This window comes from Microbacterium sp. LKL04 (assembly GCF_900102005.1).
Taxonomy (GTDB): domain Bacteria; phylum Actinomycetota; class Actinomycetes; order Actinomycetales; family Microbacteriaceae; genus Microbacterium.
This window is the reverse complement of sequence record NZ_LT627736.1, coordinates 2378619-2404299: the sequence shown is the minus strand read 5'-3', so window position 1 is coordinate 2404299 and position 25681 is coordinate 2378619. Positions and strand designations below refer to the sequence as shown.

Annotated in this window: 27 protein-coding genes; 11 read left to right on the top strand and 16 right to left on the bottom strand. The window is 69.9% G+C overall.

Features of this window, described 5'->3' with window-relative positions:
- Positions 1 to 2 precede the first annotated feature (2 nt).
- The 3 genes from BLP38_RS11720 to BLP38_RS11710 form a co-directional block, all read right to left on the bottom strand.
- Complete coding sequence (locus BLP38_RS11720; protein ID WP_091357786.1) at positions 3 to 584, bottom strand: sigma-70 family RNA polymerase sigma factor; 582 nt, start codon at positions 582 to 584, stop codon at positions 3 to 5.
- 95 nt (positions 585 to 679) lie between these two features.
- Entirely contained in the window at positions 680 to 1597 is a 918-nt protein-coding gene (locus tag BLP38_RS11715; protein WP_231916494.1) for an SRPBCC family protein, read from the bottom strand.
- 17 nt (positions 1598 to 1614) lie between these two features.
- The gene (locus BLP38_RS11710) at positions 1615 to 1860 is read right to left on the bottom strand and encodes a hypothetical protein (RefSeq protein ID WP_091357780.1); all 246 of its coding nucleotides are present in this window, start codon (positions 1858 to 1860) and stop codon (positions 1615 to 1617) included.
- Between the two features lie 129 nt (positions 1861 to 1989).
- Between BLP38_RS11710 and BLP38_RS11705 the strand changes: the two genes are divergently transcribed.
- The 3 genes from BLP38_RS11705 (at position 1990) to BLP38_RS11695 (ending at position 5398) form a co-directional block, all read left to right on the top strand.
- Complete coding sequence (locus tag BLP38_RS11705; protein ID WP_091357777.1) at positions 1990 to 2820, top strand: aldo/keto reductase; 831 nt, start codon at positions 1990 to 1992, stop codon at positions 2818 to 2820.
- 126 nt (positions 2821 to 2946) lie between these two features.
- On the top strand, positions 2947 to 4458 hold the full coding sequence (locus BLP38_RS11700) for an MATE family efflux transporter (protein ID WP_091357775.1): 1512 nt from the start codon (positions 2947 to 2949) through the stop codon (positions 4456 to 4458).
- Positions 4459 to 4600: 142 nt separating this feature from the next.
- The gene (locus tag BLP38_RS11695) at positions 4601 to 5398 is read left to right on the top strand and encodes an alpha/beta fold hydrolase (protein WP_091357772.1); all 798 of its coding nucleotides are present in this window, start codon (positions 4601 to 4603) and stop codon (positions 5396 to 5398) included.
- A gap of 26 nt (positions 5399 to 5424) precedes the next feature.
- Here the strand turns inward: BLP38_RS11695 and BLP38_RS11690 are convergent, their stop codons facing one another.
- Positions 5425 to 5616: a hypothetical protein gene (locus BLP38_RS11690; protein WP_091357769.1), complete on the bottom strand. Its 192-nt coding sequence runs from the start codon at positions 5614 to 5616 to the stop codon at positions 5425 to 5427.
- Between the two features lie 116 nt (positions 5617 to 5732).
- On the opposite strand from BLP38_RS11690, the gene BLP38_RS11685 reads away from it, so the two are divergent.
- Entirely contained in the window at positions 5733 to 6725 is a 993-nt protein-coding gene (locus tag BLP38_RS11685) for a DUF2332 domain-containing protein (RefSeq protein WP_091357765.1), read from the top strand.
- Positions 6726 to 6846: 121 nt separating this feature from the next.
- Complete coding sequence (locus BLP38_RS11680; protein ID WP_091357762.1) at positions 6847 to 7299, top strand: hypothetical protein; 453 nt, start codon at positions 6847 to 6849, stop codon at positions 7297 to 7299.
- Here the strand turns inward: BLP38_RS11680 and BLP38_RS11675 are convergent.
- On the bottom strand, positions 7274 to 8410 hold the full coding sequence (locus tag BLP38_RS11675; RefSeq protein WP_091357759.1) for a PQQ-dependent sugar dehydrogenase: 1137 nt from the start codon (positions 8408 to 8410) through the stop codon (positions 7274 to 7276). The genes BLP38_RS11680 and BLP38_RS11675 overlap by 26 nt on opposite strands.
- Before the next feature lie 95 nt (positions 8411 to 8505).
- Here BLP38_RS11675 and BLP38_RS11670 point away from each other — a divergent pair, with 95 nt between their 5' ends.
- Together BLP38_RS11670 and BLP38_RS11665 are read left to right on the top strand one after the other, a co-directional pair.
- Positions 8506 to 9147, top strand: a complete 642-nt coding sequence (locus BLP38_RS11670; RefSeq protein WP_091357755.1) for an acyl-CoA synthetase — start codon at positions 8506 to 8508, stop codon at positions 9145 to 9147.
- Positions 9144 to 9497 (top strand): hypothetical protein, encoded by a 354-nt coding sequence (locus BLP38_RS11665; protein ID WP_091357752.1) that lies wholly within the window; start codon positions 9144 to 9146, stop codon positions 9495 to 9497. The genes BLP38_RS11670 and BLP38_RS11665 overlap by 4 nt, the downstream gene beginning before the upstream one ends.
- Positions 9498 to 9543: 46 nt before the next feature.
- Here BLP38_RS11665 and purB read toward each other — a convergent pair whose 3' ends face one another.
- Together purB and BLP38_RS11655 are read right to left on the bottom strand one after the other, a co-directional pair.
- A complete protein-coding gene (gene purB / locus BLP38_RS11660) occupies positions 9544 to 10926 on the bottom strand; it encodes an adenylosuccinate lyase (RefSeq protein ID WP_091357748.1) in 1383 nt (460 codons plus the stop codon).
- 26 nt (positions 10927 to 10952) lie between these two features.
- A complete protein-coding gene (locus tag BLP38_RS11655; protein ID WP_091357744.1) occupies positions 10953 to 11426 on the bottom strand; it encodes a low molecular weight protein-tyrosine-phosphatase in 474 nt (157 codons plus the stop codon).
- A 140-nt stretch (positions 11427 to 11566) separates the two neighbouring features.
- On the opposite strand from BLP38_RS11655, the gene BLP38_RS11650 reads away from it, so the two are divergent.
- Both BLP38_RS11650 and BLP38_RS11645 read left to right on the top strand, forming a co-directional pair.
- Positions 11567 to 11860: a hypothetical protein gene (locus BLP38_RS11650; protein ID WP_091357741.1), complete on the top strand. Its 294-nt coding sequence runs from the start codon at positions 11567 to 11569 to the stop codon at positions 11858 to 11860.
- Entirely contained in the window at positions 11861 to 13153 is a 1293-nt protein-coding gene (locus tag BLP38_RS11645; RefSeq protein ID WP_091357737.1) for a hypothetical protein, read from the top strand.
- On the opposite strand, the gene BLP38_RS11640 is transcribed toward BLP38_RS11645, so the two are convergent.
- Positions 13125 to 13517, bottom strand: a complete 393-nt coding sequence (locus BLP38_RS11640; RefSeq protein ID WP_091357733.1) for a phage holin family protein — start codon at positions 13515 to 13517, stop codon at positions 13125 to 13127. The two genes, BLP38_RS11645 and BLP38_RS11640, sit on opposite strands and share 29 nt — an antisense overlap.
- Before the next feature lie 48 nt (positions 13518 to 13565).
- Here BLP38_RS11640 and BLP38_RS11635 point away from each other — a divergent pair, with 48 nt between their 5' ends.
- Entirely contained in the window at positions 13566 to 14630 is a 1065-nt protein-coding gene (locus BLP38_RS11635) for a histidinol-phosphate transaminase (protein ID WP_091357729.1), read from the top strand.
- Between the two features lie 114 nt (positions 14631 to 14744).
- Here BLP38_RS11635 and BLP38_RS11630 read toward each other — a convergent pair whose 3' ends face one another.
- The 8 genes from BLP38_RS11630 to BLP38_RS11595 all read right to left on the bottom strand — a co-directional run bounded on the left by BLP38_RS11630 (position 14745) and on the right by BLP38_RS11595 (position 24558).
- Positions 14745 to 16205: a sugar porter family MFS transporter gene (locus tag BLP38_RS11630; protein ID WP_091357726.1), complete on the bottom strand. Its 1461-nt coding sequence runs from the start codon at positions 16203 to 16205 to the stop codon at positions 14745 to 14747.
- Between the two features lie 77 nt (positions 16206 to 16282).
- The gene (locus tag BLP38_RS11625) at positions 16283 to 17551 is read right to left on the bottom strand and encodes a glucoamylase family protein (RefSeq protein WP_091357721.1); all 1269 of its coding nucleotides are present in this window, start codon (positions 17549 to 17551) and stop codon (positions 16283 to 16285) included.
- Positions 17548 to 19239: an ABC transporter ATP-binding protein gene (locus tag BLP38_RS11620; protein WP_091357717.1), complete on the bottom strand. Its 1692-nt coding sequence runs from the start codon at positions 19237 to 19239 to the stop codon at positions 17548 to 17550. The genes BLP38_RS11625 and BLP38_RS11620 overlap by 4 nt, the downstream gene beginning before the upstream one ends.
- Complete coding sequence (locus BLP38_RS11615; RefSeq protein ID WP_231916493.1) at positions 19239 to 20243, bottom strand: ABC transporter permease; 1005 nt, start codon at positions 20241 to 20243, stop codon at positions 19239 to 19241. Before BLP38_RS11615 ends, BLP38_RS11620 begins: the two co-directional genes overlap by 1 nt.
- Positions 20244 to 20259: 16 nt before the next feature.
- Complete coding sequence (locus BLP38_RS11610; RefSeq protein ID WP_091357714.1) at positions 20260 to 21243, bottom strand: ABC transporter permease; 984 nt, start codon at positions 21241 to 21243, stop codon at positions 20260 to 20262.
- Between the two features lie 3 nt (positions 21244 to 21246).
- On the bottom strand, positions 21247 to 22953 hold the full coding sequence (locus BLP38_RS11605; protein WP_091357710.1) for an ABC transporter substrate-binding protein: 1707 nt from the start codon (positions 22951 to 22953) through the stop codon (positions 21247 to 21249).
- Positions 22954 to 22998: 45 nt separating this feature from the next.
- Positions 22999 to 24033 carry a LacI family DNA-binding transcriptional regulator gene (locus BLP38_RS11600; protein ID WP_091357707.1) on the bottom strand — a complete coding sequence of 345 codons (1035 nt, stop codon included), beginning with the start codon at positions 24031 to 24033 and terminating at the stop codon, positions 22999 to 23001.
- 93 nt (positions 24034 to 24126) lie between these two features.
- Entirely contained in the window at positions 24127 to 24558 is a 432-nt protein-coding gene (locus BLP38_RS11595) for a GIY-YIG nuclease family protein (protein ID WP_091359819.1), read from the bottom strand.
- Positions 24559 to 25008: 450 nt separating this feature from the next.
- Here BLP38_RS11595 and BLP38_RS11590 point away from each other — a divergent pair, with 450 nt between their 5' ends.
- Positions 25009 to 25587: an NAD(P)H-dependent oxidoreductase gene (locus BLP38_RS11590; RefSeq protein WP_091357704.1), complete on the top strand. Its 579-nt coding sequence runs from the start codon at positions 25009 to 25011 to the stop codon at positions 25585 to 25587.
- Positions 25588 to 25681: the final 94 nt, after the last annotated feature.

The window sequence follows — 25681 nt, the reverse complement described above, 5'->3', positions numbered from 1 at the left end:
CCCTAGGCGGCCGCGCCGGTCGGCGGCGGCTGAATGGGGGTCGAGCCGGTGAGGGGGAGCGCGATCGACTCGGCGAGGGGACGCGCCGCGTCGCGGAGCTGGTCGAGCGCGCTGCGCGTGCGCGCCTTCACCGTGGCGAGGGGGGTCCCGGTCATCTCGGCGATCTCGGGCTGGGTGTGTCCGCCGAAGTAGGCGAGCGAGACCACCTGTTCCTGCTCGTCCGGCAGCTTCCGCAGGGCACGGTGGCTGGCTGCGGTGCGGTCCGGGGTGTGCGCCCCCGCGTCCGCGGGCCGCGCCTCGCGAAGGGTGGCGACGGCATGGCGGTGCACGATCGCGAGGATCCAGGAGAGCGCAGCGGTCCGCTTTGCGCGGAAGCGTCCCGCGTCGTGCCACACCGATACGAAGGCGCTCTGCAGCACCTGCTCGGCGAGACGCCGGTCGCCGGTGACGCGCACGGCGACGGCGAAGGCGGCCGCGGACGTCGCGTCGTAGAGACGGGTGAAGGAGGCGACATCGCCCGAGGCCGACCGGGCGATGAGTCGCCCCAGTGCGGCATCCTTCTCGGGCGCGGGTAGTTCGGACATGACTGAATGGTGCGCTTCCACAGGGGGCGCATCGAGCTCTTGCCGAGCGCGCGCGGGAGTGCTAGCAGTATCCATTCATATGAATGACTCGGCTGTCAGCGCACCGCAGCCCCGATCGCGGCACCCACCCTGGCCACCTGCATCGCGAGGGCCACGCGGTACAGCGGCGCCATCATCCAGCCGAGCCCGCTCCTGCGGCGACGGTACGTGCGCTCCCACGAGTAGTCGATATGTACCGTCGTTCCACCCGCGGCCGGCTCCAGGCGCAAGCCAATGCGCCGCGCGTTCGCCTTCGGGGCGTCGGGGTAGCGGAACGTCCACGTGACGTGGTGCGTGTCGGCATCCATCGTCCGGCTGATGGACAGCCGACGGAACGCCGGTCTGGTCTCGACGTCGTCGCGAGGCGTCGCGACCCAGTCGCCATCGGGGGCGGCGCTCACGTGGTCCACGGAGTCCTCCCACTCCGGCAGGCGCTCGGGGTCGGACACGAGCGCCCAGGTCTCGTCGACGGGTGCAGCGACGAACGACGCGGCCGACCGGGCGAGCGGATGCCGCCGCCGCGCCGTCGTCACCGGCGGCAACCCCGCGGCGGCGTCCAGCCGCGCACGCAGATCGTCGGCCGTCATGTTCAGGCGGCGCAGCAGCGCCTCGATCGCCCCGCTCGGCTCGTCGAGCAGGCGGCGCAGGATGCCGGCGCTCGTTCCGTCTCCCGGTGAGGTCAGCACCCGTTCGGCCACGGGGGACCACGCCCATCCTGCGGAGGGTCCGACGGCGATGGGCCCGGGTGCGAGGCCGGCCCCCGCGGCGCCGAGCGCGGCGAGGTGAGCGGCCTCCTCCGCGGCGACGGCCTCACGGGCTGCCGCGATCGTCGCTCCCGCGGCTCGGAGGACCTGGCCGGCATCGGCCTCGTCGAGGGTGAGCGCGAGGAACAGGTGCTCGACACCGAGCTCGGTGCGGCCGGTGCGGGATGCCTCCTCCATGGCATACCGCGTGAGGCGATGTGCGTTTCCCATCGCCGTCGTCATCCTGCTCATGCTTTCCTCCGGGGTACCTCGATGGTCGGATCGATCCGCTTCGCGTACTTCTTGTGCACGGCCTGGCGGGTGACGCCCAGCGCGTCGGCCACGCCTTGCCAGGACATGCCCGTTCGCAGGGCGGCCTCGACCTGCCGGAGTTCGAGGGTGTCGGCGAGGATGCGTAGGGAAGCGACGGCGCGGAGTCCTGCGCGCGGGTCGGTGGTGTCGCTTGCGACGTCGATCGCACGGGGAGTGTCCATGGAGCAACCTTGGTTGACAGGCTTCCGTCTTGTCAACCCGAGTTGCTTGACGAGCGGTAACGTTGCCGCATCCGTCACGATTCGTCAAGGCATGGGGATCGCTCATCCTGCGGTGGGAAAGTGATGCCCATGACCGTTCCCACTCTCACACTCAACGACGGACACACCATTCCCCAGCTGGGCTTCGGCGTCTTCCAGGTCGATCCCGCCGAGGCCGAGCGCATCGTCAGCGTCGCCCTCGAAGCCGGCTACCGCCACATCGACACGGCGGCGGCGTACCAGAACGAAGAGGGCGTCGGCCGGGCCATCGCGGCCTCCGGCATCCCTCGTGACGAGCTGTTCATCACCACGAAGCTGTGGAACTCCGAGCAGGGTCGCGCCACGGCTCGTCCGGCGATCGAGTCGAGCCTCGAGAAGCTCGGGCTCGACCACGTCGACCTGTATCTGATCCACTGGCCGCGCCCCGACAAGGACCTCTACGTCGAGACGTGGCAGGAGTTCGAGAACTTCCAGGCCGACGGTCTGACGCGCTCGATCGGCGTCTCGAACTTCCACCAGCCGCACCTGCAGCGCCTGTTCGATGAGACCGACACGGTGCCGGCCGTCAATCAGATCGAGCTGCACCCGGCATTCGCGCAGCGCGAGCTCCGCGGCTTCCAGGAGCCGAAGGGCATCCTCACCGAATCGTGGGGGCCGCTCGGTCAGGGCAAGTACGACCTGTTCGGCGAGAAGGCCGTGGCGGATGCCGCCGAGGCACACGGCGTGAGCCCGGCTCAGGTCGTCATCCGCTGGCACCTGCAGGAAGGCCTCATCGTCTTCCCGAAGTCCGCGACGCCCGAGCGGATCCGCTCCAATTTCGACGTGTTCGGCTTCGAGCTCACCTCGGACGAGGTCGCCGCGATCGGCGCCCTCGATCGTGGTCTGCGTGTGGGATCCAACCCGGAGACCGCCACGTTCTGATTCCCACAGAGCGAAAGGGCGCCGAGCGATCGGCGCCCTTTTTCTGTGCGACCCCCCTTACGGCTCCCAGGGTGACCTCGATACAATCGATCGACCTCGAATCGATTCGAAATCCCGAAAGCCCGCATGGCCACCTCTCTCACGACGGGCCGCCCCTGGCGCGTCATCCTCCTTTTCACCCTGCCGCTGATGATCGGCAACGTGGTGCAGCAGCTGTACCACTTCGCCGACACGATCGTCGTCGGGCGCCTCCTGGGCGTCGACGCGCTCGCCGCCGTCGGCGCGACGGGCAGTCTCCTGTTCCTGCTGCTCGGCTTCGCGTGGGGTCTGACGTCCGGTTTCGCGATCCCCACCGCGCAGGCCTACGGAGCGATGGATGCCGACGGTGTCCGCCGCTCCGTCGCAACCGGTGCGTTCCTCAGCGGCATCACGACCATCATCCTGACCGTCGGCGCGCCCCTGATCGCCGAGCCTGCGCTCGTGGCGCTGCAGACCCCGCCCGAACTCCTCGCCGACGCGACGATCTTCACGCAGGTCAGCTTCCTCGGCGCCGGCGCGCTGATGTTCTTCAACTTCCTGTCGGCCGTCATCCGAGCCATCGGCGACTCGCGGACGCCGCTCATCTTCCTCATCGTGTCGTGCGGTCTGAACGTCGTCCTCGTGATCGCCGCCATCGCGTGGCTCGGTCTGGGCGTCGCGGGCGCGGCCCTCGCGACCGTCATCGCCCAGGCGGTCTCGGTGCTCCTGTGCCTCGAGTTCGTGCGCCGCCGCATCCCCGAGCTGCACCTGCGGCGCGAGGACTGGCGCATCACCCGCGCCGACATCGTGGCCCACCTGCGTCTCGGCCTCCCCATGGGATTCCAGGCGTCGATCATCGCGATCGGCGCACTGACTGTGCAGGTCGCGCTCAACACGCTCGGCGGCGAGGCGATCGCCGCCTATACCGCGGCATCCCGTGTCGACGGCCTGGCGGTCGCCCTGCTGCAATCCATGTCGCTCGCCGTGTCGATGTACGTCGCGCAGAACTACGGCGCCGGTCGCCCCGACCGCATCCGCCGCGGTGTCGTCCAGGCGACGTGGATCGCGCTCGGCGCGGCGGTGGCCCTCGGCATCCTGCTCATCTCGCTCGGCGCACCGATCGTCCGCATCTTCGTCGGCGACGGCGCGGACGAGGTCGTGCACCTTGCGGTGTCGATGCTCGTCATCAACGGGCTGAGCTACACCGCGCTCGGCGTGCTGTTCGTCACGCGCGGCGCGCTCCAGGGCCTCGGCAACGCCGTCATCCCGACGGTCACGGGCGTCGTGGAGCTCATCGCGCGCGCCGTCGCGGCGATCCTGCTCGGCGCGCTGTTCGGCTTCATCGGGGTCGCGTGGTCGAACCCGCTCGCGTGGATCTCGGCCGCCGTCATCCTCATCCCGGCGTACATCCGCGCGCACAAGATGCTCGCGACGATGCCGATGGCGCCCATGACGATCACGCCGACGACGCCGATCGCGGTCATCGGGCCGGTCGACGGTTCCATGACGGTCGAGACCGTCGTGACGCAGCCGGTGCCGCTGCCGCAGGTGTCGTCCCGGATGCGGCGCGCCCTGCGCCGTCGCCCCGGCACCACGCGTCGGCTCGCTCGCAAGCGCTGACCGGCGCCCGCGTCGAGGTCCCTCCGGGCCGGGAATCGCCCCGCCATTCCCGGCCGGATCGGGACCTCGGCCCGCCTGCACCACCCGCGGGCCGTGACGCAAGCGATTCCGGCGAGCCGGCCGGCGGGTGCATGATCGGGGGATGACTACCGTCTTCCCCGCGCTCACCGAGATCCCCGACCCGCAGTTCGTCATGGTCGGCGACGGGTATCGCGTCGCGACGTACGAGTGGGGAGCGACGGATGCCCCGACGGTCCTGCTCGTGCACGGGTTCGCCTCGAGCGCCCGCGACAACTGGGTGAACACGGGCTGGGTGCGCGACCTGCTGCGCGCGGGCTACCGCGTGCTCGCCGTCGACCAGCGCGGACACGGCGCCAGCGACAAGCCGCACGAGTCGCGGGCCTATGCGCTCCGCACGATGGTCACCGACGTCGAGGCCGTCCTCGACACCTACCTCGTCGACGAGGCGCTCTACGTCGGGTACTCGCTCGGCGCCCGCGTGGGTTGGGAGGTCGCGCGCGACCTGGAACCCCGCATCCCGCGCGTCGTCCTCGGCGGCGTGCCCGACGGCGTGCCCCTCGGCCGCCTCGACCTCGACCAGGTTCAGGCGTACGTCGACGAGGGGACCCCGGTGACGGATGCCGTGACCCTGAACTACATCACCCTCACCGAGCGGGTGCCCGGCAACGACCTGCGCGCGCTGCTCGCGATCGCCCGCGGCATGCGCGCGACCGGCACGGTCGACCCCGATCCGGGCAACGCCCCCGCGCAGCCCGTGCTCTTCGCGACCGGGACCAAGGACGGCATCATCGAAGGTTCCCGCACGCTCGCCGCGGCGACGCCGCAGGGCCGGTTCGTCGAGATCCCGGACCGCCACCACTTCAACGCGCCCGGATCCCGCGCGTTCCGCGAGGCCGCGCTGGCCTTCCTCGCCGAGTAGGCCGCGCCGCGGCACCCGTTGCGCAGTCAGGCGTCGCGGGCCGCGGCATCCTTCCGCGCCTTCGCGCGTGCGATCAGCAGACCGGGCAGCACGGATGCCGCGAGACCGAGGGCGACGACGGCCACGGTGACCGGCCAGTCGAACCGGAAGACGGTGAGCAGGAGGATCGCGCCCACGAGGGTGCCGATGACGAGTCCTGCGATGCGTCCGATGTTCACGTGCTCAGTCTTGCAGGTAGGCCGCGCCGCGGCATCCGTCGACGTCCCACTCCGGCCGGGAATGGCCGCGGGATACCCCGCCCGATCGGGACCTCGCGCCGCGCTACGCTCGCGGCATGACCGATCTGCCGTCGTGGGGCGTCGCCTCCGATTCGCCGACGGCGGAGCACTACCGCACGTTCGGCGCGCTCGAGGCTCGCGGCTCGTCCGCGGCGTACGAGGACTGGGCGCTCGGGGTCGCGGATGACGCCGAGATGCTCGAGCTGATCGACGAGCTCCCGCGCGCCAAGCGGCAGGCGAACCTCGTCTTCGCCGCGATGCGCGTCGTCGGCGTGCCGATCGCGTCATGGCAGGGCGCGCGCGGAGAGGCGATCGCGCGGTGGCCTCGGATCCGCGAGGTCGCGCTGACCCACGCGACCCAGACGAACGAAGCCGCGCGCTGCGCCGTGCTCCTGCCGCAGCTCGCACGCATCCCGGGCCCGCTCGCCCTGCTCGAGGTCGGAGCGTCCGCGGGACTCTGCCTCTACCCCGACCGGTACACGTATCGCTACACCGACGACGACGGCACCGTCACGCGCATCGACCCGGTGGTTCCGACCGACGTCGTCATCGACTGCCGCATCGAGAACACCGCGCCGCCGACGCATCTGCCCGACGTGGTCTGGCGCGGCGGGATCGACCTGAACCCGCTCGACCCCGCCGATCCCGAGACGCTCGCCTGGCTCGACGCCCTCGTGTGGCCCGAGCACCATGACCGCCGCGCCCGCCTCGCGGCAGCGGCGCGAGCCGCGGCATCCGATCCCGCTCCGATCCGCGCCGGTGACCTCAACGACCTGATCGCGGATGCCGCGGCATCCGCCCCCGCCGATGCGACGCTCGTCGTCTTCCACACCGCGGTGCTCGCGTACCTGAGTCCTGAGGATCGCGATCGCTTCCGCCGCACGATGGCGCAGACGGATGCCCTCTGGCTCTCGAACGAGGGGCTCGGCGTCTTCCCGGAGTTCGAGCGAGTGGTGCCGCCCGGAGAGCGGCACCGGTTCGTGCTGGCGGTCGACGGCGAACCCGTCGCGCTCACGCACCCGCACGGCCGCACCTATCGCGCGCTCTGAAACCGGTTCGGGGACGCGACCCGCCGCCTGTCGGCATCCCACCCGACATCACGCGTCCCCGGAACCTCGCCCCGCGAGCCCGCGAGTGGCAACATCGGCAGAAGACCCGGAAGGAACCACCATGGCAGGCAAGACCAGCGAGGGCGCCGGCTTCAGCGACGCCGAGAAGGCCGCGATGAAGCAGCGGACGGACGAGCTCAAGGCGATGAAGGGCCTGAAGGGCCTCGCGAAGATCGAGAAGGAGAACCAGGCCTGCCTCGATGCGATCGCAGCGCTCGAGGGCACCGACCGCCTCATCGCCGAGCGCGTGCACGTCATCGTCCTCGAAGAGGCGCCGCACCTGAACCCGAAGACGTTCTACGGCTTCCCGGCCTATGCGAAGGACGGCAAGGTCGTCGTCTTCTGGCAGCCGGCATCCAAGTTCAAGACCCGCTACGGCACGGTCAGCTTCGACGAGACCGCGCAGCTCGACGACGGCCCGATGTGGCCCGTCTCGTTCGCGGTGATCGAGATGACGGATGCCGTCGAGCAGCGCATCCGCGAACAGGTCAGGCGCGCGGCACCGCGAGACTGACGATCCGGTCGTCGCCCTCGCGGGGCGACCCCCGCCCGTCCGTGTTGTTGGTGAGCACGAACAGCGTGCCGTCGGGGCCGAGGGTCACGTCGCGGAGCCGGCCGTACTCGCCGGCGTAGAGCTCGGTCGATGAGGTCGGATCCGCCACGGGGACAGCCCGCAGCACGCGCCCGCGCAGGTTGGCGACGAGGATCGTGTCGTTCACGATGGCGATGCCGCTGGGGCTCGCGGCATCCGTCGGCCACGTCTGCACCGGATCGATGAACCCGTCACCCTCGCCGCCGGTGCTCTCGACGTACGGCCACCCGTAGTTGCCGCCCGGCTCGATGATGTTGAGCTCGTCGCGGTAGTTCCGGCCGAACTCGCTCGCGAACATCGTGCCGTCCTCGGCCCACGCGAACCCCTGCACGTTGCGGTGCCCGAGGCTGTAGACGGGGGAGGTCGGGTCGGGATTGTCCGACGGGATGCCGCCGTCCGGGGCGATCCGCAGGATCTTGCCCGCCAGCGAGCCGGGGTCCTGCGACGCCGGCTCGTCGCTCGTGTCGCCGTTCGCGATGTAGAGCATCCCGTCGGGGCCGAACGCGATGCGGCCGCCGTTGTGATGGGTGCCCGCCGGCATCCCGTCGATGACCGACGTCCGGCCGCCGAGACCGTACGAGCCCGGCTCCCCGGTCAGCGGGTACCGCTCGACGCGGTTGCCGCTGCGCGCCGTCGAGTAGACGAAGAGGGAATCACCGTCGGTGGCGAGTCCCAGCAGCCCGCCTTCGGCACTGTGGGCGACGCCCGCGATCGTCCCGACGACCCGTGTCGCCCCGTCGGGGGCGACCTCGAGGATGCGGGCGGTGTCGCGCTCGCTGACGAAGACGGTGTCGCCCACCACGGCCATCGACCATGGCGCATCGAGCCCGCTCGCGACGGTCCGCGGTGTCTCGGGCGCGGGGACCGGTGTCGGGGTGGGGGTCGGCGACGGCGTGGGGCTCGGCGACGCGGGCGCCGACGGGGAGGGCGACTCGGCCGCAGGGTCCTCGGCCGACGTGCACCCGCTGAGCAGGAGGGCCGCGGCGACGCCGACACCGGCGATGGAGGAGGAGGTGCGTCGTCGCGAGAGCATGCGCCCAGTCAACCGCATCCCGCCCCGCGGAGGACGGAACCAGGTGAACGACCTAAACTGGGGGCATCCCGTTCCCGTCTGTGAGAATCACGCCTGTGTCTGACGCTGCCCCCCGCGCCTTCGAGGTGCGCCACCTCCAGATGGGGCGCGCCCTTTTCGCGGCACTCGCGGCGATCATGATCACCTTCTCGGCCGATCACTCCGCCGAGGTCGGGATGTCGGTGTTCAGCGGCTTCGCCGTCGCCACCGCCCTCATCCTCATCCTCTCCGCCTGGCTCGTCTTCCCGGCGGGTGAACACTGGCAGGCGGTGCTCCTCGGCATCCTCTCGATCGTCGCAGGCATGATCGCGACCCTTCCCGTGGTGCGGACGGTCGACGGATTCTTCACGACCGTCCTCGTCTGGGCGCTCGTGGCCGGAGCCGCGGAACTGATCATCGGCATCGTCGGACGTCGCCGGGGCGATCCCGCGGCGCGCGAGGCGGTGTTCGTCGGTAGCCTCACCCTCATCCTCGGGGTGGTGCTCGCGTTCATCCCCCGCGACTACATGCTCGAGTACTACATCGAACAGGCGCGTCGCTCATTCACCCTCACGGGGTCGACGATCGGCGTCGGCGTCTTCGGCGGCTACGCGGCCATCGTCGCCGTGTACCTCGGGATCGCCGCGTTCTCGCCCCGCCCCGACGCGGCGGCTGCCGTCGAGACGGCCGACACGGATGCCGCTGGAGGCCGCGCATGAGCGAGAAGAACCCCACCCGCCGCGACCTGATGCGTCCCGTCCACCTGCTCGGCTTCGCCCTGCTCGCGGCGGTGTTCGCCGGTGTCGTCACCCTCGTGTCGATGGGCGTCCTGCAGGAGCAGCGCGCCGGAGCCGTCGACATGCACCTGCGCGCGTGGGCGATCGCCGGCGTCGTCGCAGGGATCACGTTCATCGCGACCCTCGTGATCATGGCACTGTCGCTGCTCGCCGTAGACCCGGCGAAGATGGCGAAGCCCGTCACGCGCGGTCTGCTGCTCGACCCCGAGGACGAACAGTCGAGCGGTGAGGGCGACACCGATCGCCGTCAGGCACCGCCTTCCGGGCACTGATCCGACGGACCCGAAGCGGGACCGGGAAACCGGCCCCGCAGCCGCGTCAGCGCAGCAGGTCGACGAGCCGGTCGGCGAGCCCCGCGTAGCCGGCGGGCGTCAGCGCGAGCAGGCGCTGCTTCGCGGCATCCCCGATGTCGAGTCCGTTCACGAACTCGGCGAGCTCGGGCGCGCCGACGCGGCGGCCGCGGGTGAGGTCCTTCAGCAGGGCGTACGGGTCGGTGATCTGCGAGCGGCCCGCGACGATCTCAGCGCGCACGACGGTCTGGATCGCCTCGGCGAGCACCTCCCAGTTCGCGTCGAGGTCGGCGAGCAGCACGTCGCGCGACAGTGAGATCTCGGTGAGACCGCGCTGCAGGTTGTCGAGCGCGAGCAGCGAGTGGCCGAAGGCGACGCCGATGTTGCGCTGCGTCGTCGAGTCGGTGAGGTCGCGCTGCTGACGCGACGTCACGAGCGTCGCGCCGAGCGTCGTGAACAGGCCGCCGGCGATCTCGAGGTTCGCCTCGGCGTTCTCGAACCGGATCGGGTTGATCTTGTGCGGCATCGTCGACGAGCCGGTCGCCCCGGCGACGGGGATCTGCGCGAAGAAGCCCATCGAGATGTAGGTCCACACGTCGGTGGCGAGGTTGTGCAGGATGCCGCCCGCGTGCCGCACGCGGTCGTACAGCTCGACCTGCCAGTCGTGCGACTCGATCTGCGTCGTCAGCTCGTTGAAGCCGATCCCGAGACCCTCGATGAAGCCGCGCGAGAGCGCGGGCCAGTCGACGTCGGGCTCCGCGGCGAGGTGCGCCGACCATGTGCCGGTCGCGCCCGAGAACTTCGCGAGGTACTCGCCCTGGGAGATCTGTGCGGCCACCCGCTGCAGGCGCCATGCGAAGACGGCGAGCTCCTTGCCCATCGTCGAGGGCGTCGCGGGCTGACCGTGCGTGCGCGAGAGCATGACGGCATCCCGGTGCTCTTCGGCCAACTGCGTCAGCGAGGCGATGACGGCCTGCAACTTCGGCAGCCACACGCGCTCGACGGCGCGCTGGACCGTGAGGGCGTACGAGGCGGAGTTGATGTCCTCGCTCGTGCAGGCGAAGTGCGTGAGCTCGGCGATCGCGTCGAGCCCGAGCGACGAGAGCCGGTCGCGCACGAGGTACTCGATCGCCTTGACGTCGTGACGGGTGACGGCTTCCTTCTCGGCGAGCCAGCCGATCTCCTCGGCGCCGAAGTCGCGGTACAGGGCGCGGAGGGACTTCTTCTGCTCATCGGTGAGCGCGGACGATCCGAACAGGCCGCGGTCGGTCAGCGTGATGATCCACTCGACCTCGACCTCGACGCGGGCCCGGTTCAGTCCCGCCTCCGAGAGGTACTCGGCGAGGGGTGCGACGGCGGCGGCGTAGCGGCCGTCGAGCGGGCTCAGGGACATCGAAGGCAGGGAGGACACGCGACTCCGTTCGGTGGGGGGTGCGCTCACCGGCGAAGCGCGGGTTCGAGCTGCCGGAACAACGCCCGGCTGGCGCTCTCGATCATACCGAGCACCTCGTCGAACATCGCAGGGCCCCCGTAGTAGGGGTCCGGGACGTCGAGCGCACCGTCGCCGCGCGCGTCGAAACTCAGCAGGAGGGCGAGCTTGTCGACGTCGGCAGGACTGCGCGCCCACTCCGAGAGGATCCGCTCGTGCGAACGGTCGAGCGCGATGACGAGGTCGTTGCGGTCGAAGTCCTCGCGCGAGAACTGCTTCGCGCGGTGGCGGGTGCCGTCGTAGCCGCGACGGTCGAGGGCGTCGAGAGTGCGGCTGTCCGCTCTCTCCCCGACGTGCCACTCGCCCGTACCGGCGCTCGTCGACACGACGAGGTCGCCGAGGCCCGCCTGGTCCGCGAACCACCGGAAGACGACCTCCGCCATCGGGGAGCGGCAGATGTTCCCGGTGCACACGAAAACCACGCGGAAAGCATCATCGGGCGCGGGCACCTCTCCATTGTGCTGATCGAGAGGCCTTCTGCACAGACCGGGCGGTGGCCGCGGCATCCACGTCCTTTGCCGAAACCGCAGTGACGACGGATGCCGCGGGTCACCCTCGACGCATGTCAGATGTCGTCGCGCCGTCCCCGTATCTCTGGGGCGCTCCACTCGAGGAGCGCCTCGCCGCCCTGGATCAAGCGCTCGCACTGCTGCAGATAGCCGAGGCTCAGGCCCTCCAGCTCCTCGACCAGGTCCGCCGTCTGGCGCCTGTCGTCGATTGGAGCGCGACCGCCGCGGACGCCTTCCGGGCGGCGGTCTCGGCCTGGGAGGACGAGATCGCACGCCTGACGGCGTCGATCCCGTCGGTGATCGACCAGACGCGGAGCGACCGCCAGTGGATGCAGGCGGTGGGGTGAGTGAGCGACATAGAGATCCGGAGCGGACGCGTCGTCGCTGTGGACACGGCCACGCTGCGCGACGCTGCCGCCCGCGCCGATCTGGCGGTCGCCGACGCGGAGAGTCTGCGCGCGGCCCTGGCGAAGGTCGATCATCTGCTCGGCGTGACGATGATCGGAGGCACCGCGGCGCACCCGGTCACCGTTGCGACGACCGTCTGCGAGCAGGGCGAGATGCTCGTCACGGCGCTTCGCAACACCGCCACGGCGTACGAGCTCGTCGAGCTGCAGGCTCGGCAGGCCGCCGCGGCAGCAGGTGACCCGGGCGATCGACGCGAGGCGGTGCTCCTGGCCCGCAGGATCGAGCAGCTCGAGGCTTCGTCTCCGGCGGCCGCCGCCCTCGCGGACCAGGCGGTCGCCGACGCTCCGAACCCCTTCGCGACGGTCGCGGGTGAGCTGTTCTGGCCGAGCATCTTCCTCGGCACGCTCGGCGCTGCCGCGGTGGGTCTGTACAGCATGGGGACGCTTGCGATCCGGGCCGCGGGGAAGGGGGTGATCCCCGACGGCAGCACGCTCGTGGGGGCCCCGAGGACCCCGACGGTCCGGCTGATGAACGTGAGAGAGGGCACGGCGCCCGACTCGATGTCGGCTCTCGCGCGGCGGCAGCCGTCCACGGAGCGTCCCGGAGACATCCGCGTCGAGCGTTACACGATGCCCGGCGGCAGTCAGCGGTTCGCGCTCTACGTCTCGGGGACGCGGACCAAGGGCGACATCGGGACGTTCGGCATGGCGACGAATGTGCCGCTGTACTTCGGGGTCGCGTCGTCGTCTTACGAGGCCACGCGCATCGCACTCGAAAGGGCCGGGGCGAAGCCGGGGGACTCCGTGATGGTCAGCGGTCACTCGCAGGGGGCGATGATCGCGAGCCGCCTCGCGCTCGAAGAGGAGTACGACGTGCCGATGCTGGTCGGCTTCGGGAACCCGGTGCAGGCGGACGTGGGAGCGGACACCCTGCAGGTCGACTTCCGCCACAGCGACGACGTCGTCCCTCTTCTGGCCGCCGGAGGACACGACGCCTCGATCGGTGCGACGGGGAGCATGGTCGTCGAACGGAACATCAACCCCTGGCCGTGGCTCGACTCCCACCAGATGGATGCCTACACCGAGACCGCCGAGATGCTCGACGCCTCGTCCGATCCGCGGATGGATGCCGTGCGGCAGCGCCTGGCCGAGTTCGGGCAGGCCGAATCGGTCGAGGTCTTCGTCTACGACACCGAGGAGGGCGTCACGCCTTCGTCTGCGGACGCAGGATGATCCCGAAGATGAAGTTGATGATCGAGATGAGCAGGGCGGCGACGACGCCCAGCCAGAACGACTCGACCGAGAGTCCCCAGCCCCACCATTCGGTGAACCACCCCGTGAGCCAGAACAGGAACCCGTTGATGACGAGCGAGATGAGACCGAGCGTCAGGATGTAGAGCGGGAAGGCGAGGATCTTCAGGATCGTGCCGATCACGGTGTTGACGATCGCGAACACCGCAGCGACCGCCAACAGCGACAGCACGAGCTGGAGTGTCTCGCCGGGTGCGAACGGGGTGACCTGGACGCGCAGCGGCTCGATGAGCGTGACGACCCAGATGGCGAATGCGTTGATCACGACGCGGATGATGAAGCGCATGCCCGCAGTCTCCCACGCAGGTCGCCGCCCCGCTCGTAGACTCGTCGCGTGACCGACATCCCCATCCGGGTTCGACCTGAGATCGCCGCCCTCCCTTCGTACAAGCAGGGCAAGCAGGCCGGCGCCACCGCCTACAAGCTCTCCAGCAACGAGAACCCGTTCGATCCGCTCCCCGGCGTCGTGGCCGCGGTGCGGGACGCGGTCGCGTTCAACAGGTACCCGGACGCGCTCGCCGGTCGCCTCCGAGCCCGGCTCGCCGAGCGGTTCGGCGTGACCGACGACCGCATCCACATCGCCGCCGGGTCGGTGTCGATCCTCTATCAGCTCGCTCAGGCCGCGGCATCCGTCGGCGACGAGATCGTCCTGCCCTGGCGCTCCTTCGAGGCGTACCCCGGCATCGTGACGGTCACGGGAGCGACGCCCGTCATGGTCCCGCTGAATGACGCCGCCGCCGTCGACCTGCCCGCGCTCGCCGCGGCCGTCACCGAGCGCACCCGCGCGATCTTCGTCTGCACGCCCAACAACCCCACGGGGGCCGTCGTGACCCAGGCCGACTTCGACGCGTTCGTCGCGGCCGTTCCCTCCGACGTGCTGATCGTCCTCGACGAGGCGTACGTCGAGTTCGTGACGGATGCCGCCGCGGTCAAGGGCGAGCAGGTCATCGCTGCCGGGCACGACAACGTCGTGATCCTCCGCACCTTCTCGAAGGCCTACGGGCTCGCGGGCCTGCGCATCGGCTACGCCGTCGGGCACCCCCGCATCCTCGATGCCGCCCGCAGCGCCGGCATCCCCCTGTCCGTCACCGCCCAAGCCGAAGCCGCCGCCCTCGCCAGCCTCGACGCCGAGGACGAGCTGCGCGAGCGCGTCGCCGTCGTCGCCGAGCGGCGCGACCGCCTCATCGTGCGGCTCCGCGAGAACGGCTGGGACGTGCCGGCCGCGCAGGGGAACTTCGTCTGGCTGCCCGCGGGGGAGCGCTCGCTCGACGTCGCCGCGGCGTTCGAGGCCGCCGATCTCGTCGTCCGGCCGTTCGCCGGTGACGGCGTCCGTGTGTCGGTGGGCGAGGATGAGTCGATCGACCGCGTGGTCGAGGTCGCGGCATCCGTCCGTCCCTGATCGGACCTCAGACGACAGCGTCCCCGGAGCCCTGAGGAGGGCGTTCCGGGGACGCGTCGTGTCTGTGCGAAGCGGTCCCGACGACGTCTGGCGTCCCCGGAACCGGCCTAAGACTCAGCGCGAGGACTTCTCCTTGGGCCCCCGCACGAAGAGCGTCTCGGTCTGCTCGAGCTCCATGCCCTTCGTCTCGGGCACGCGCCAGGCGACGTACACGAACGACAGAGCCGCGAACAGGGCGTACATGCCGTACGTGAGCGGCAGGGACCAGCCCGACATCGCGGGGAACGACACCGTGATGAGGAAGTTGGCGACCCACTGAGCGGCGGCGGCGACACCGAGTGCCTTGCCGCGGATGCGGCTGGGGAAGATCTCGCCGAGGAGCACCCAGACGAGCGGACCCCACGAGGCGCCGAAGCCGACGACGAAGAGGTTGGCGGCGACCAGGGCGATCGGACCCCACGCGCCGGGCAGCGACACCTCGCCGTCGACGGTCACCGCGAAGGCGAAGGCCAGCGCCATCGTCGCGAGAGACAGGGTCATGAGCACCGAGCCCGTGAGCAAGATCGGCTTGCGACCGACGCGGTCCACGAGCCAGATCGCGATGAGGGTGACGACGACGTTGGTGACCGAGGTGATGACACTGATGAGCAGCGAGTTGCTCTCGTCGAAGCCCACGGCCTTCCAGAGCGTGGTCGAGTAGTAGAAGATCACGTTGATGCCGACGAACTGCTGGAACGTCGACAGGATGATGCCGACCCACACGATGCCCTGGAGGCCCAGAACGGGTCCGCGCAGCGATGCGCCCTTGCTCTTGCGGTCGTTCTCGATGGCGGAGCGGATGTCGTTGACGGACTTGTCGAGGTCCGCTGGGGGAACGAGCCGCGAGAAGATCTCACGGGCTTCGTCGTTGCGGCCTTTGGCGAGCAGGTAGCGCGGCGACTCCGGCATCGTGAAGGCGAGGATTCCGTACACGGCCGCCGGGATGACGCCGACGAGGAACATCCAGCGCCAGGCGTCGAGTCCGAGCCAGAGCTGCTCCGCGGCGCCGCCGGCGCTGTTCGCGAGGACCGCGTCCGAGAGGAGCGCGGCGAAGATGCCGAGGGTGATCGCGAGCTGCTGCAGCGAGGCGAGGCTGCCGCGGATCTGGCGCGGTGCGATCTCGGCGATGTAGGCGGGGGCGACGACCGAGGCGATGCCGATGCCGATGCCGCCGACGACGCGCCACACGATGAGGTCGGGGACGCTGAAGGTCAGCCCGGATCCGATCGACGAGACCAGGAACATGACGGCGCCGAGCATCATCGTCTTGAGGCGGCCCCAGCGGTCCGAGAGCCCGCCGGCGATGATCGCGCCGACCGCGCAGCCGAGGAGTGCGACGGCCACGACGAACCCGGTGAGCACCTTGTCGAGCTCGAAGTTGCCCTCGATCGCATCGACCGCGCCGTTGATGACCGATGAGTCGAACCCGAAGAGGAAGCCACCGACTGCTGCGGCGATCGACAGCCCGATCGCTCGTCGCCCGTACGGGCTCTTGATCGAGAAGGCGTCTGCGGGAATCGTGCCGGTAGTGCTCATGAGGGACGAGGGTACCCGCGGTCTCGTGCGACCGACTCGCCCTTGCGCCCGCGACGAAAACCGATACTGACGCGGCGTCACACCGCGGTGAACCCGAGCTTGTCGACGCCGCGAGCGATCCACGGATGCCGCGCGAAGGCATCCCACACGACGGTCGACCCGAGCGCCGCAGCACCGAGCACGGCCGTGGCGCCCTTGTTCAGGCCGTAGCGCGGGCCGGCGTACCAGGGCTGGTCGCCCTCCAGGTTGACGCCGTCGGTCGCGCCCCATTCGTTCCAGGCGCCCGGGTGCTCGTCGCGCAGCACGCGGAGCGCAGGCGCCACCTCTTCGGGGGCGAGCGCGAGCGCGCCGAACAGCGACACCGGCGGGATGGTGCCGTCCCAGCGCGGCTCGTGGCCCGCAGGACGCGCACCGTTGACGACGTAGCCGCTCGGGCCCTCCCCGGCGGCGGGTCCCCAGAGGCCGGCGGCGAACGTCTTCGACTGCGCAGCCTGATCGGCGCACCACGCCTTGTTCGCGAGCGACGCTTCGCGCGCGTTCGCCCACCAGTCACGGCCGTCGCGGTCCCGCACGCGCTGGAACGGGTAGAACGCGAGCGGGAAGTGGTAGACGAACAGGGTGCCGGCCCGCTCGTACACGCACTCGTGCCCGCCGTACTCGCCGACGGGCTTGTCGAAGCCGTCCCACAGCGCCTGCGCGCGCTCGGCGGTGACACCGGGGTGGCCCGCGGCGAGCAGGTACATCGGCAGCTGCTCGGCCGTCATGTCCCACTGACTCACGAATCCGTCGCCGTCGGCGCCTTCCGCGTAGTCGTCGGTGGCCGATGCGACCCACGCCATGCGCACGAGGGTGCGCCCGGAGTCGTCGACGGTCGTGATCCAGTCCCAGTCGATGCGCTCCAGCATCCGGTCGACCGCGGCCGTCACCTCGGCATCGTCGAGGAAGGATGCCGCGACCACCGCGCCGCACAGGGCGAGGGTCGTGTCGATCGTCGAGTACTCCGACCGACCTTGGCGCTCGCCGGTGGCGGCGTCGACGAAGTGCGCGAGGAAGCCGTTCTTCTCCGGCACCGTCTGCTCGAGGGTCCGGACGGTGCCGCGCACCCGGTCGAGCACCTCGCCGCGGTCGAGGATGCCGCGGTCCACCCCCACGCACCAGGCGGCGAGGGCGAAGCCGGTCGCGGCTACCGTGGCGACATCGGGCAGGTCGTCTTTGTCGAGGACGAGCCCGGTGCCGGCCCCCGACGGCGTGGAGAAGCGCCAGAGCCACCGGATGGAGGCATCCACCTCCTCCTCGGTGAGGTCGCGGATGTCGGACGGGAGGGTGTCGACGGCGGGGAAGGTCATGCGGCGGACCTCTTCTCGAACGGGTTGGGGATGGCGTCCAGCAGCTGCCGTGTGTAGGCGGCCTGCGGGTTGTCGATGACCTGCTCGGCGGGCCCGGACTCGATGAGCTCGCCGTTCTTGAGGACGAGCGCGTGGTTCGCGAGGCTCTTCGCCGAGAGCAGGTCGTGGGTGATGTACAGCATCCCGACGCCGTGATCGGCGACGAGCGACTGCAGCACCTCGAGGATCTCGGCGCGGATCGACACGTCGAGACTCGCGATGGGCTCGTCGGCGATGATCAGCCTCGGCTCGGCCGCGAGGGCGCGGGCGATGACGACGCGCTGGCGCTGGCCGCCCGAGAGCTCGTGCGGCAGCCGGCCGATGAAGCGCCCGGCGGGGGTGAGGCCGACCGTCTCGAGCAGGCTCGCCGAGCGCTCGATCGCCTCGCGGCGCCCGACGTGCAGGAAGTTCACGAGAGGCCGGGCGAGCGAGTAGCCGACGGTCAGCGTCGGGTTGAGTGCGGCGTAGGGGTCCTGGAACACGTACTGCACGTTCCGCCGATACTCCCGCGCGATCTTGCCGCGCAGCTTCGCGATGTCGTGCATCGATCCGTCGGCCTTCGCGGCGTACCGGACCGAGCCCGACGAGGGCACGTCGATGCGGGTGAGGATGCGGGCGATCGTCGACTTGCCCGAACCGGACTGGCCGACGAGCGCCGTCACCTCTCCCTCGCGGAGCGTGAACGACACGTCCTTCACGGCGTCGACGTGCTCGGTCTTCATCCCCTGCCTCTTCGCGAACCGTCGGCCCAGATCGTCGATCTCGAGCACCGTCCGCCCCTGGACCGGCGCTTCCTGCGACACCTCGGCGGGCTCGTCCAGTTCGGCGCCGGTGTAGCCGGCGACGTCCTCGCCGAGCAGTTCCGCATAGGACCCGACGAGGTGGATGGAGTACGGATGCCGCGGGCCGGGGCTCACGGCATCCGTCGCCGAGATGTCCTCCACGATCTCGCCCTCGTACATGACCGCGACGCGGTCCGAGAAGTCGAGCAGCGTGCCCATGTCGTGCGTGATGAGCACGGCGCCGAAGCGCTCCCGTTCCTGCAGCTCTCGGATCTTGTCGAGGATCGACTTCTGCACGACGACGTCGAGGCCGGTGGTCGGCTCGTCGAACAGCACGAGCTGCGGCTGCAGTGCGAGGGCGAGGGCGAGGTTGACGCGCTGCCGCATGCCGCCAGAGAGCTCGTGCGGGTACATTGCGAGGAAGCGCTTGTCGACGCTGACGAGGTCGAACAGCTCCTCGCAGCGCTCGCGGATCTGCTGATCGGTGAGATCGGTGTGCTCGTGCATGACGTCCTCGAACATGCGCCGCACCCGGACGACCGGGTTGAGCGAGTTCATGCTCGACTGGAACACCGTCGACACATACGACCATCGGTACGGTCGCAGGTCGTCGCCCGACAGGTCGGTGACGTCCCGATCGCCCCAGCGGATCGTCCCGCTCGTGATGCGTCCGGGGCTGCGCAACAGCTTGAGCACCGCCTGCGCGAAGGTGGTCTTGCCCGAGCCGGACTCGCCTGCGAGCCCCACGAACTCGCCCGGCGCGACCTGGAGCGACGCGTTCTTGACGGCGTCGACGACCGCGCCGACCTTGGGTCGGTACTGCACCGACAGGTTCTCGACCGAGAGCACGGATGCCGCAGTGTCCATCAGTTCTCCTCCTCTTCACGCAGGTGGGGGTTGCTCAGCATGTCGACGCCGAAGTTCACGAACGTCAGCGACGTCATGAGGAGCGCGAGCATGACCCCGGGGGCCACGAGCCAGACCCACAGGCCCTGCACGAGGGCGCCGTTGGCGTTGGCCTGGGCGAGCATCTGGCCCCAGCTGACGGTGTTCGGGTCGCCGAAGCCCATGAACGACAGCCCGGCTTCGGCCGCGATGGCGGCGGTCGCCGCTCCGATGAACCCCGAGACGATGAGGGACGACATGTTGGGCATGATCTCCCGGAACACGATGCGCAGCATCCCGTCACCGCCGAACCGGGCGGCCGTGACGTAGTCGCGGTTGCGCATCGAGATGATGAGCGCGCGCATCTCTCGGGATGCCCCGGCCCAGCTCGTGATCGCGACGACGAACACCAGCAGGGCGAGGCCCCGGGTCTCGCTGTACGCGACGATGACCATCATCAGCGGCAGGACCGGGATGACGAGGGCCAGGTTCGTCGCGAACGACAGCACGTCGTCGAGCGCGCTCCCCTCGCGATACCCCGCCAGCAGACCGACGACGATCGCGATGACGATGGTCGCGAGTCCGCCGAGGACACCGATGGCGAACGAGAGCCTCGTGCCGTGGACGAGCTGCGTGCCGATGTCGTAGCCGAGGGTGTTCGTGCCCAGCCAGTGGGCCGCGCTCGGATCCTGCGACGGGGCGAACGACGCATCGGTGGGGCTGTACGGCGTCAGGATGTCGGCGAGGATCGCGACGAGCGCGAAGACGGCGAGCATCACGATGCCGACTCGCGCCTTCCGGCTCGACCAGATCACCTGGTACCAGCGCGGCGGCCGGACGACGGCGACGACCTCCTTGGTCGACGCATCCGCGTCGGTGATGCGTCGCCGGAAGGTCCGCACGGGTTCGGTGCGGTCGGGCAGCACGCCGCCCGCCGGCTGCGGCATCGATGCCGGCTGCGGGAGGGGGGTCTCTTCAGGAGCCATGTTCGTCACCCGACTTTCAGACCGACGCCTTGCGGGCGCGGGGGTCGATGAGCGGATAGATGAGGTCGACGATGAAGTTCGCCGTGAGGACGATCACGATCGTCGCGAGGAGGATCGCCTGCATGAGCGGGAAGTCGCGGTTGCTCGTCGCCTCGCCCATGAGCCGCCCCATGCCGGGGTAGTCGAAGACGGTCTCGATGAGGATCGACCCGCCCATGAGCACGCCGAGCGAGAGCGCGAACCCGGTGATCACCGGCAGCAGAGCGTTCCGGGCGGCGTAGCCGAGCGCGAGCGTCCGCTCCTTGAGACCGGCCGCCGACGCGAGGCGGATGTAGTCCTCGCCGAGCACCTGCACCATCGTGTTGCGCATCGACAGGATGAAGCCGATCGGGGCGGTGATCATGAGCGTCAGCGCGGGCAGGAAGCCGTGTGCGATGACGTCGGCGATGTGTTCGGGGGTGCCCGGGTCCGTGTAGCCGTACCCACCGGTCGCAGGGAACCAGCCCAGCGTGTAGGCGAACAGGAACACGACGATGAGGGCGATCCACACGGACTGCAGGTTGCCGACGAACGTCGATCCGACCGAGATGGTCGCATCGAAGCGGCTGTTGCGCCGCCAGGCGGCGATCGCGCCGAAGAGCGTTCCGATCACGAACGCCAGGATCTGCGTGAGACCCACCAGCACGAGCGTCCAGGGGAGCGCTTTGCCGAGCACTTCGATGACCGGCGCAGGGAAGTAGGTGAACGAGATGCCGAGGTCCCCGGCCGCCAGCTGCTGCAGGTACTGCCAGTAGGCGATGAACACGTTGTCGTCGCCGTAGCCGAGCATGGTCCGGATGGCGGCGACCTGAGCGGGGTCGACTTCGCCGCGACCGGTGAGCTGGGTCACCATGATCTCCGCCGGGTCGCCGGGCTGCAGCCGCGGGATGATGAAGTTCAGCGTGATCGCCGCCCACAGCGTGAGCAGGAAGTAGCCGGTCTTGCGTGCGTAGTACACCACGGCTCAGTCCTCCCCGGTGCCGGCGGATGCGTCCGCACCATCGGTGGGGCGGAGCTCCGACGCGAGGCGGATCAGCTGGTCGACCGGGTACGGATCCTCCTCGCTCGGCCATCCGACAGCGTTCTCGGTCCGGTAGATCAGCCGGCTCGGTGCGTACTGCAGGGCGATGTACGGGAACTCGGTCATGAACACGTCGATGACGCGTTCCTCGATCTCCTTCGCGCGGGCGGGATCCGTGACGTTGGCCCACTCGTCGATAAGCGCATCGATCTCGGGGTTGGAGTAGCGCGCACGGTTGAGGAGCAGCTCCTTGTCATGCGAGATCTGCGATGACTGCAGGCGCGCGCCGAGATCCCGCGACCGCTGGCATCCGCCTCCGACGAAGTCGACGACCATGTCGAAGTCACCGGAACGCTGCATCCCGTCGACCGCGTTCGGGTCGGTGGTGACCATCTTCACCTGGACGCCGACGTCCTTGGCGTTGCGGACCACGACATCGGCCATCGCGATGATGTCCATCCAGCCGGCCTGGACGCTGAAGATGAACGACAGCGGCTTGCCCTCGTCGTCGACCCGCCACCCGTCGGCGTTCTTCTCGTAGCCGGCGGCGTCGAGGAGTTCATTGGCCGTGTCGGGGTCGTAGGGGATCGTCTCCTTGCCGCGCCACTTCTCGGGGATGTCCTGCTCCTGGTAGGGGAGGAGGAGCATCGACTGGCTGGCGGGCTCCATGATCCCGTACGTCGCGCGCTCCGTGATCGCCTCGCGATCGATCGCGTAGGCGAACCCCTCACGGAACTTCGGGTCGTTCAGCACGGGCCGCTCGTTGTTGATCGCGAGCACGGTGGTCGCGTCCGGCGGGTAGAAGAAATGCGCGTTCTCGGGGTCGGGGGCGACCACCGAACGGTTCGGGTTGGGGATGTCGCCGCGGTAGAGGTCGAGCGCGCCGCCGCGGAGCTTCAGCGCACCGGAATTGGCGTCGTACTGCCCCTCCATGGAGATCCGCTGGATCTTCACCTCGTCGGCGTTCCAATAGTCCGGGTTGCGCTCGAGGATGAGGCGTCGACCGTTGTAGTCCTTCGGGACGAAGGGGCCGGTCGCGACGCCGGCGGTGTCGACGAAGAGCGTCGGGTCGCCCTGCTCGGCGTAGATGTGCTCGGGCAGGATCTTCATCGTCGAGAGGATGCCGTCGGTCTTGGGTACGGCCGCTCCGGTGAACTGGATCTCGACCGTGTGGTCATCGAGTGCCCGCACGTTCTCGGCGGGAGCGCCGAAGTACTCGCCCCAGATGCCCGCCCGGTCCGCCGCGGGGAACTCCTTGCCGACCATGAACGTGTAGACGACGTCGTCGGCGGTGAACGGCTCGCCGTCGCTCCACTGCACGCCGTCGCGGAGCGTCAGGACTATGCGGTCCGGTGTCGGCCACTCGTACGAGGTGGCGAGCCACGGGATCGCCTCGCAGGTGAACCGGTCGCGGATCATCAGCGGCTCGAACAGCCACGTCTGCACGGTGGCGTTCGGGGACAGCCAGTTGTAGTTCAAGATGCCCTGCACCGACCCGGCTGCCTCGGACGGCATCCGGATCTCGGCGATCATGCCCTCTTCGGCGGCCGGCGCCGGCGTCAGGCCGATGTTCGCGCAGGCGGACGTCGCCAGCAGCGCGGACACCAGGGCGGCGCTCGCCGCCATCCTCGTTCTCGTGCGCGTTCTCATCGGAACCTCCTCGTTCCTCGGGGTGGGGCGCGCGGCGCCCGGGTCTCAGTCCGTCGTGGTGTCGACACCCGCCGACGCGGCGCAGCCGCAGGACTCGCGGATCACGAGTCGCGTCGGCAGCACCGTCCGCGGCTCGAGGTCGTCGCCGAGGGCGCCGGCAGCGGCGTGCGCGCCCAGGTCGGCGACCGGCTGGTGGACCGTGGTCAGTCGGGGCGAGGCGATCTCGGCGAGGGACTGGTCGTCGAACCCGGTGATCGCCACATCCTGAGGGATGCGGTGGCCGAGTCCCGGCAGTGTCGCCAACAGGCCGATGGCGAGCTCGTCGTTGGCGCAGACGAGCGCATCGGGCAGCCCGCTCTCGTGCACCTGGCGGGCCGCCAGGGCGCCGCTGCGGACGTCGAGGCCGTAACGCAGCGGTGCGCCGGCTTCGTCGAGTCCCGCGTCGCGGAGTGCGTCGCGGAATCCGTCATAGCGGAGGGTCGTGTCGGGGGAGCCGTCCGGTTCGCCGACGAACCACAGCCGGCGGTGTCCATGGGTCTCGATGAGGTGGTGGGTCAGCTCAGCCGCCGCGCTGCGGCCGTCGGTCAGGACCGCGGGCGCCTCGGCGCTCTCGCCGGCGACGACCACGACGCGTCCGGCCGCGGCGAGTCGGCTGATCTCGGCATCCGGGATCGTCCCGCCCGCGACGATGAGTCCGTCCGTACGCTCGGCGAGTTGACGGACGGATGCCACGGCGTCGGGACGCAGGTGCGTCCCGAGCACGTTGATCGCGACACCGCGCTCGACGGCGACCGATTCCGCGCCCTCGATGAGCGCGGCGAAGTACGGGCCCCCGAGACCCGGCAGGACGATCCCCAGCGTGTTCGTGCGCTGGTACGAGAGCGCACGGCCGAGGGAGGAGGGCGTGTAGCCGAGGCGGTCGATCGCCTCGCGCACGCGTTCCTTCGTCTCGCCGGTGACGCGGGGATCGTCGTGCGTGACGCGCGAGACCGTCGCGACCGAGACGCCCACCTCGCGGGCGATGTCGCGGATCGTCGGTCGCGATCCTGTGCGCGACCGGGGGGTGCGTGCGTCGGTCATGTCCCTCCGTCACCTCCTCGTGAGTCCGGGGTCCGGCGATGTAACCGGATACATCGAGAGACTGTAGCGGTGGTAACCGGTTACATCAACCCCTCACGACGACAGGCGTCGGTACGCGTCGCCGAGCCAGCGGTCGTACGCGGCCCACGGTTCACCGATCCGCTCGCGCACCTCGTCGACGTGGGCGAGCAGGAGGCCGGTGAGGGTGAACCATTCGCCGCCTTCCCGCAGCTCGCCGAACTCGATGTGCCGCGCGTGCTCGACGCGGCGGTCGCCCGGCTCGAAGGCCAGCAGCTCGTCGTGCATGATCGCGGCGAGTCGGCGTCGGGGCGTCGCAGAGGTCCCGATCTTCACCCGGTCCCGGTACCGCAGGTAGTAGACGACGTCGATGCGAGGGCGCGGGAGGTCGGCGTCCGGAGCATCGCCCAACCGCCACCCGCACCGGGCGCACACCCACGCGTCCTCGAGACGTTCCCCGCATCCGCCGCCGCACACGCGGCACGGCGAGGGGAGCGATGTGGGCACGACGTCATCCTGATCGACGGTTCCGACATCCGTGCCCGTCCGGCGGGAGGGACCCCGGCGCGAGCCGCGGGGGGAAGGCGGGTCGACGACCGAGGCTCCCGGATGCGTCACCGTGGTGCATTGGCGAACGCGATCCCGCGCGGACACCCGGGGCTGGGTTGCCGGTGACGATACGCGAAAGCGGGTCGAGACAGAAGGCATTCGATGATCCGGCTGGAGCGGGGTCTCCCCCAGACCCCAGCCGGATCGTCGCGCTGTAGCGTGGCCCGCACGCGGGAACGCCTGGAGCCCCCAGAAACCAGTCCGAGTGCGGGCTAACCAGCTCCCCAACTGTTGGTCTACAGCGATCCGAATGTACCGCCGCCTAGGTCGCCATTTGTCCCCCTTTCGGGGGACAAGCCCGATGTGCTAAAAACTTCTTCCCGCTCATCGCTGGGGAAGGATGGAGGGGTGTCCACGCTGATCGTCGTCGCCCACCCCGACCCCACCTCCCTCACCCGCGATGTCGCGGCACGACTCGCCGCTGCCCTCCCCACGGGCCAGGTCGAGATCGCCGATCTGGCTGCAGAGGGGTTCGATCCTCGGTTCACCCTCGCCGACCGGCACTCGTTCCTCGTGGGGGGCGACTACCCCGAGGACGTCGCGGCTGAGATCGCGCGTGTGGAGCGCGCCGACCACCTCGTCCTCGTCTTCCCGGTCTTCTGGTGGTCGATGCCGGCCGTCCTGAAGGGGTGGATCGACCGCGTGTTCGTCAACGGCTGGGCGTTCGGCGTCGGCGAGGGCGAGGGGATCAGGCCAGGGCTCGGCCGCCTCTCCGCGCACATGATCCCGATCGCGGGATCGGATGCGGCACTGTACGAGCGGCGTGGGTACGACGCGTCCATCGCGACGCAGATCGGCACGGGGATCTTCGACTACTGCGGCATCCGTCGCGGTCTGACGGAGTTCCTCTACGACGCCGACAGCGGCGCTGCGGCTGCCCACGTCGACGGCGTGGTCGAGCGGATCGCGGCCGCTGTCCGCGGCTGACCGACCCGCGGCATCCGCTCAGCGGAGCGCGTCGACCACCTTCGGGCGTGGCTGGATGTAACCGGATACATCAGGTACTCTCCCCGGGGTAACC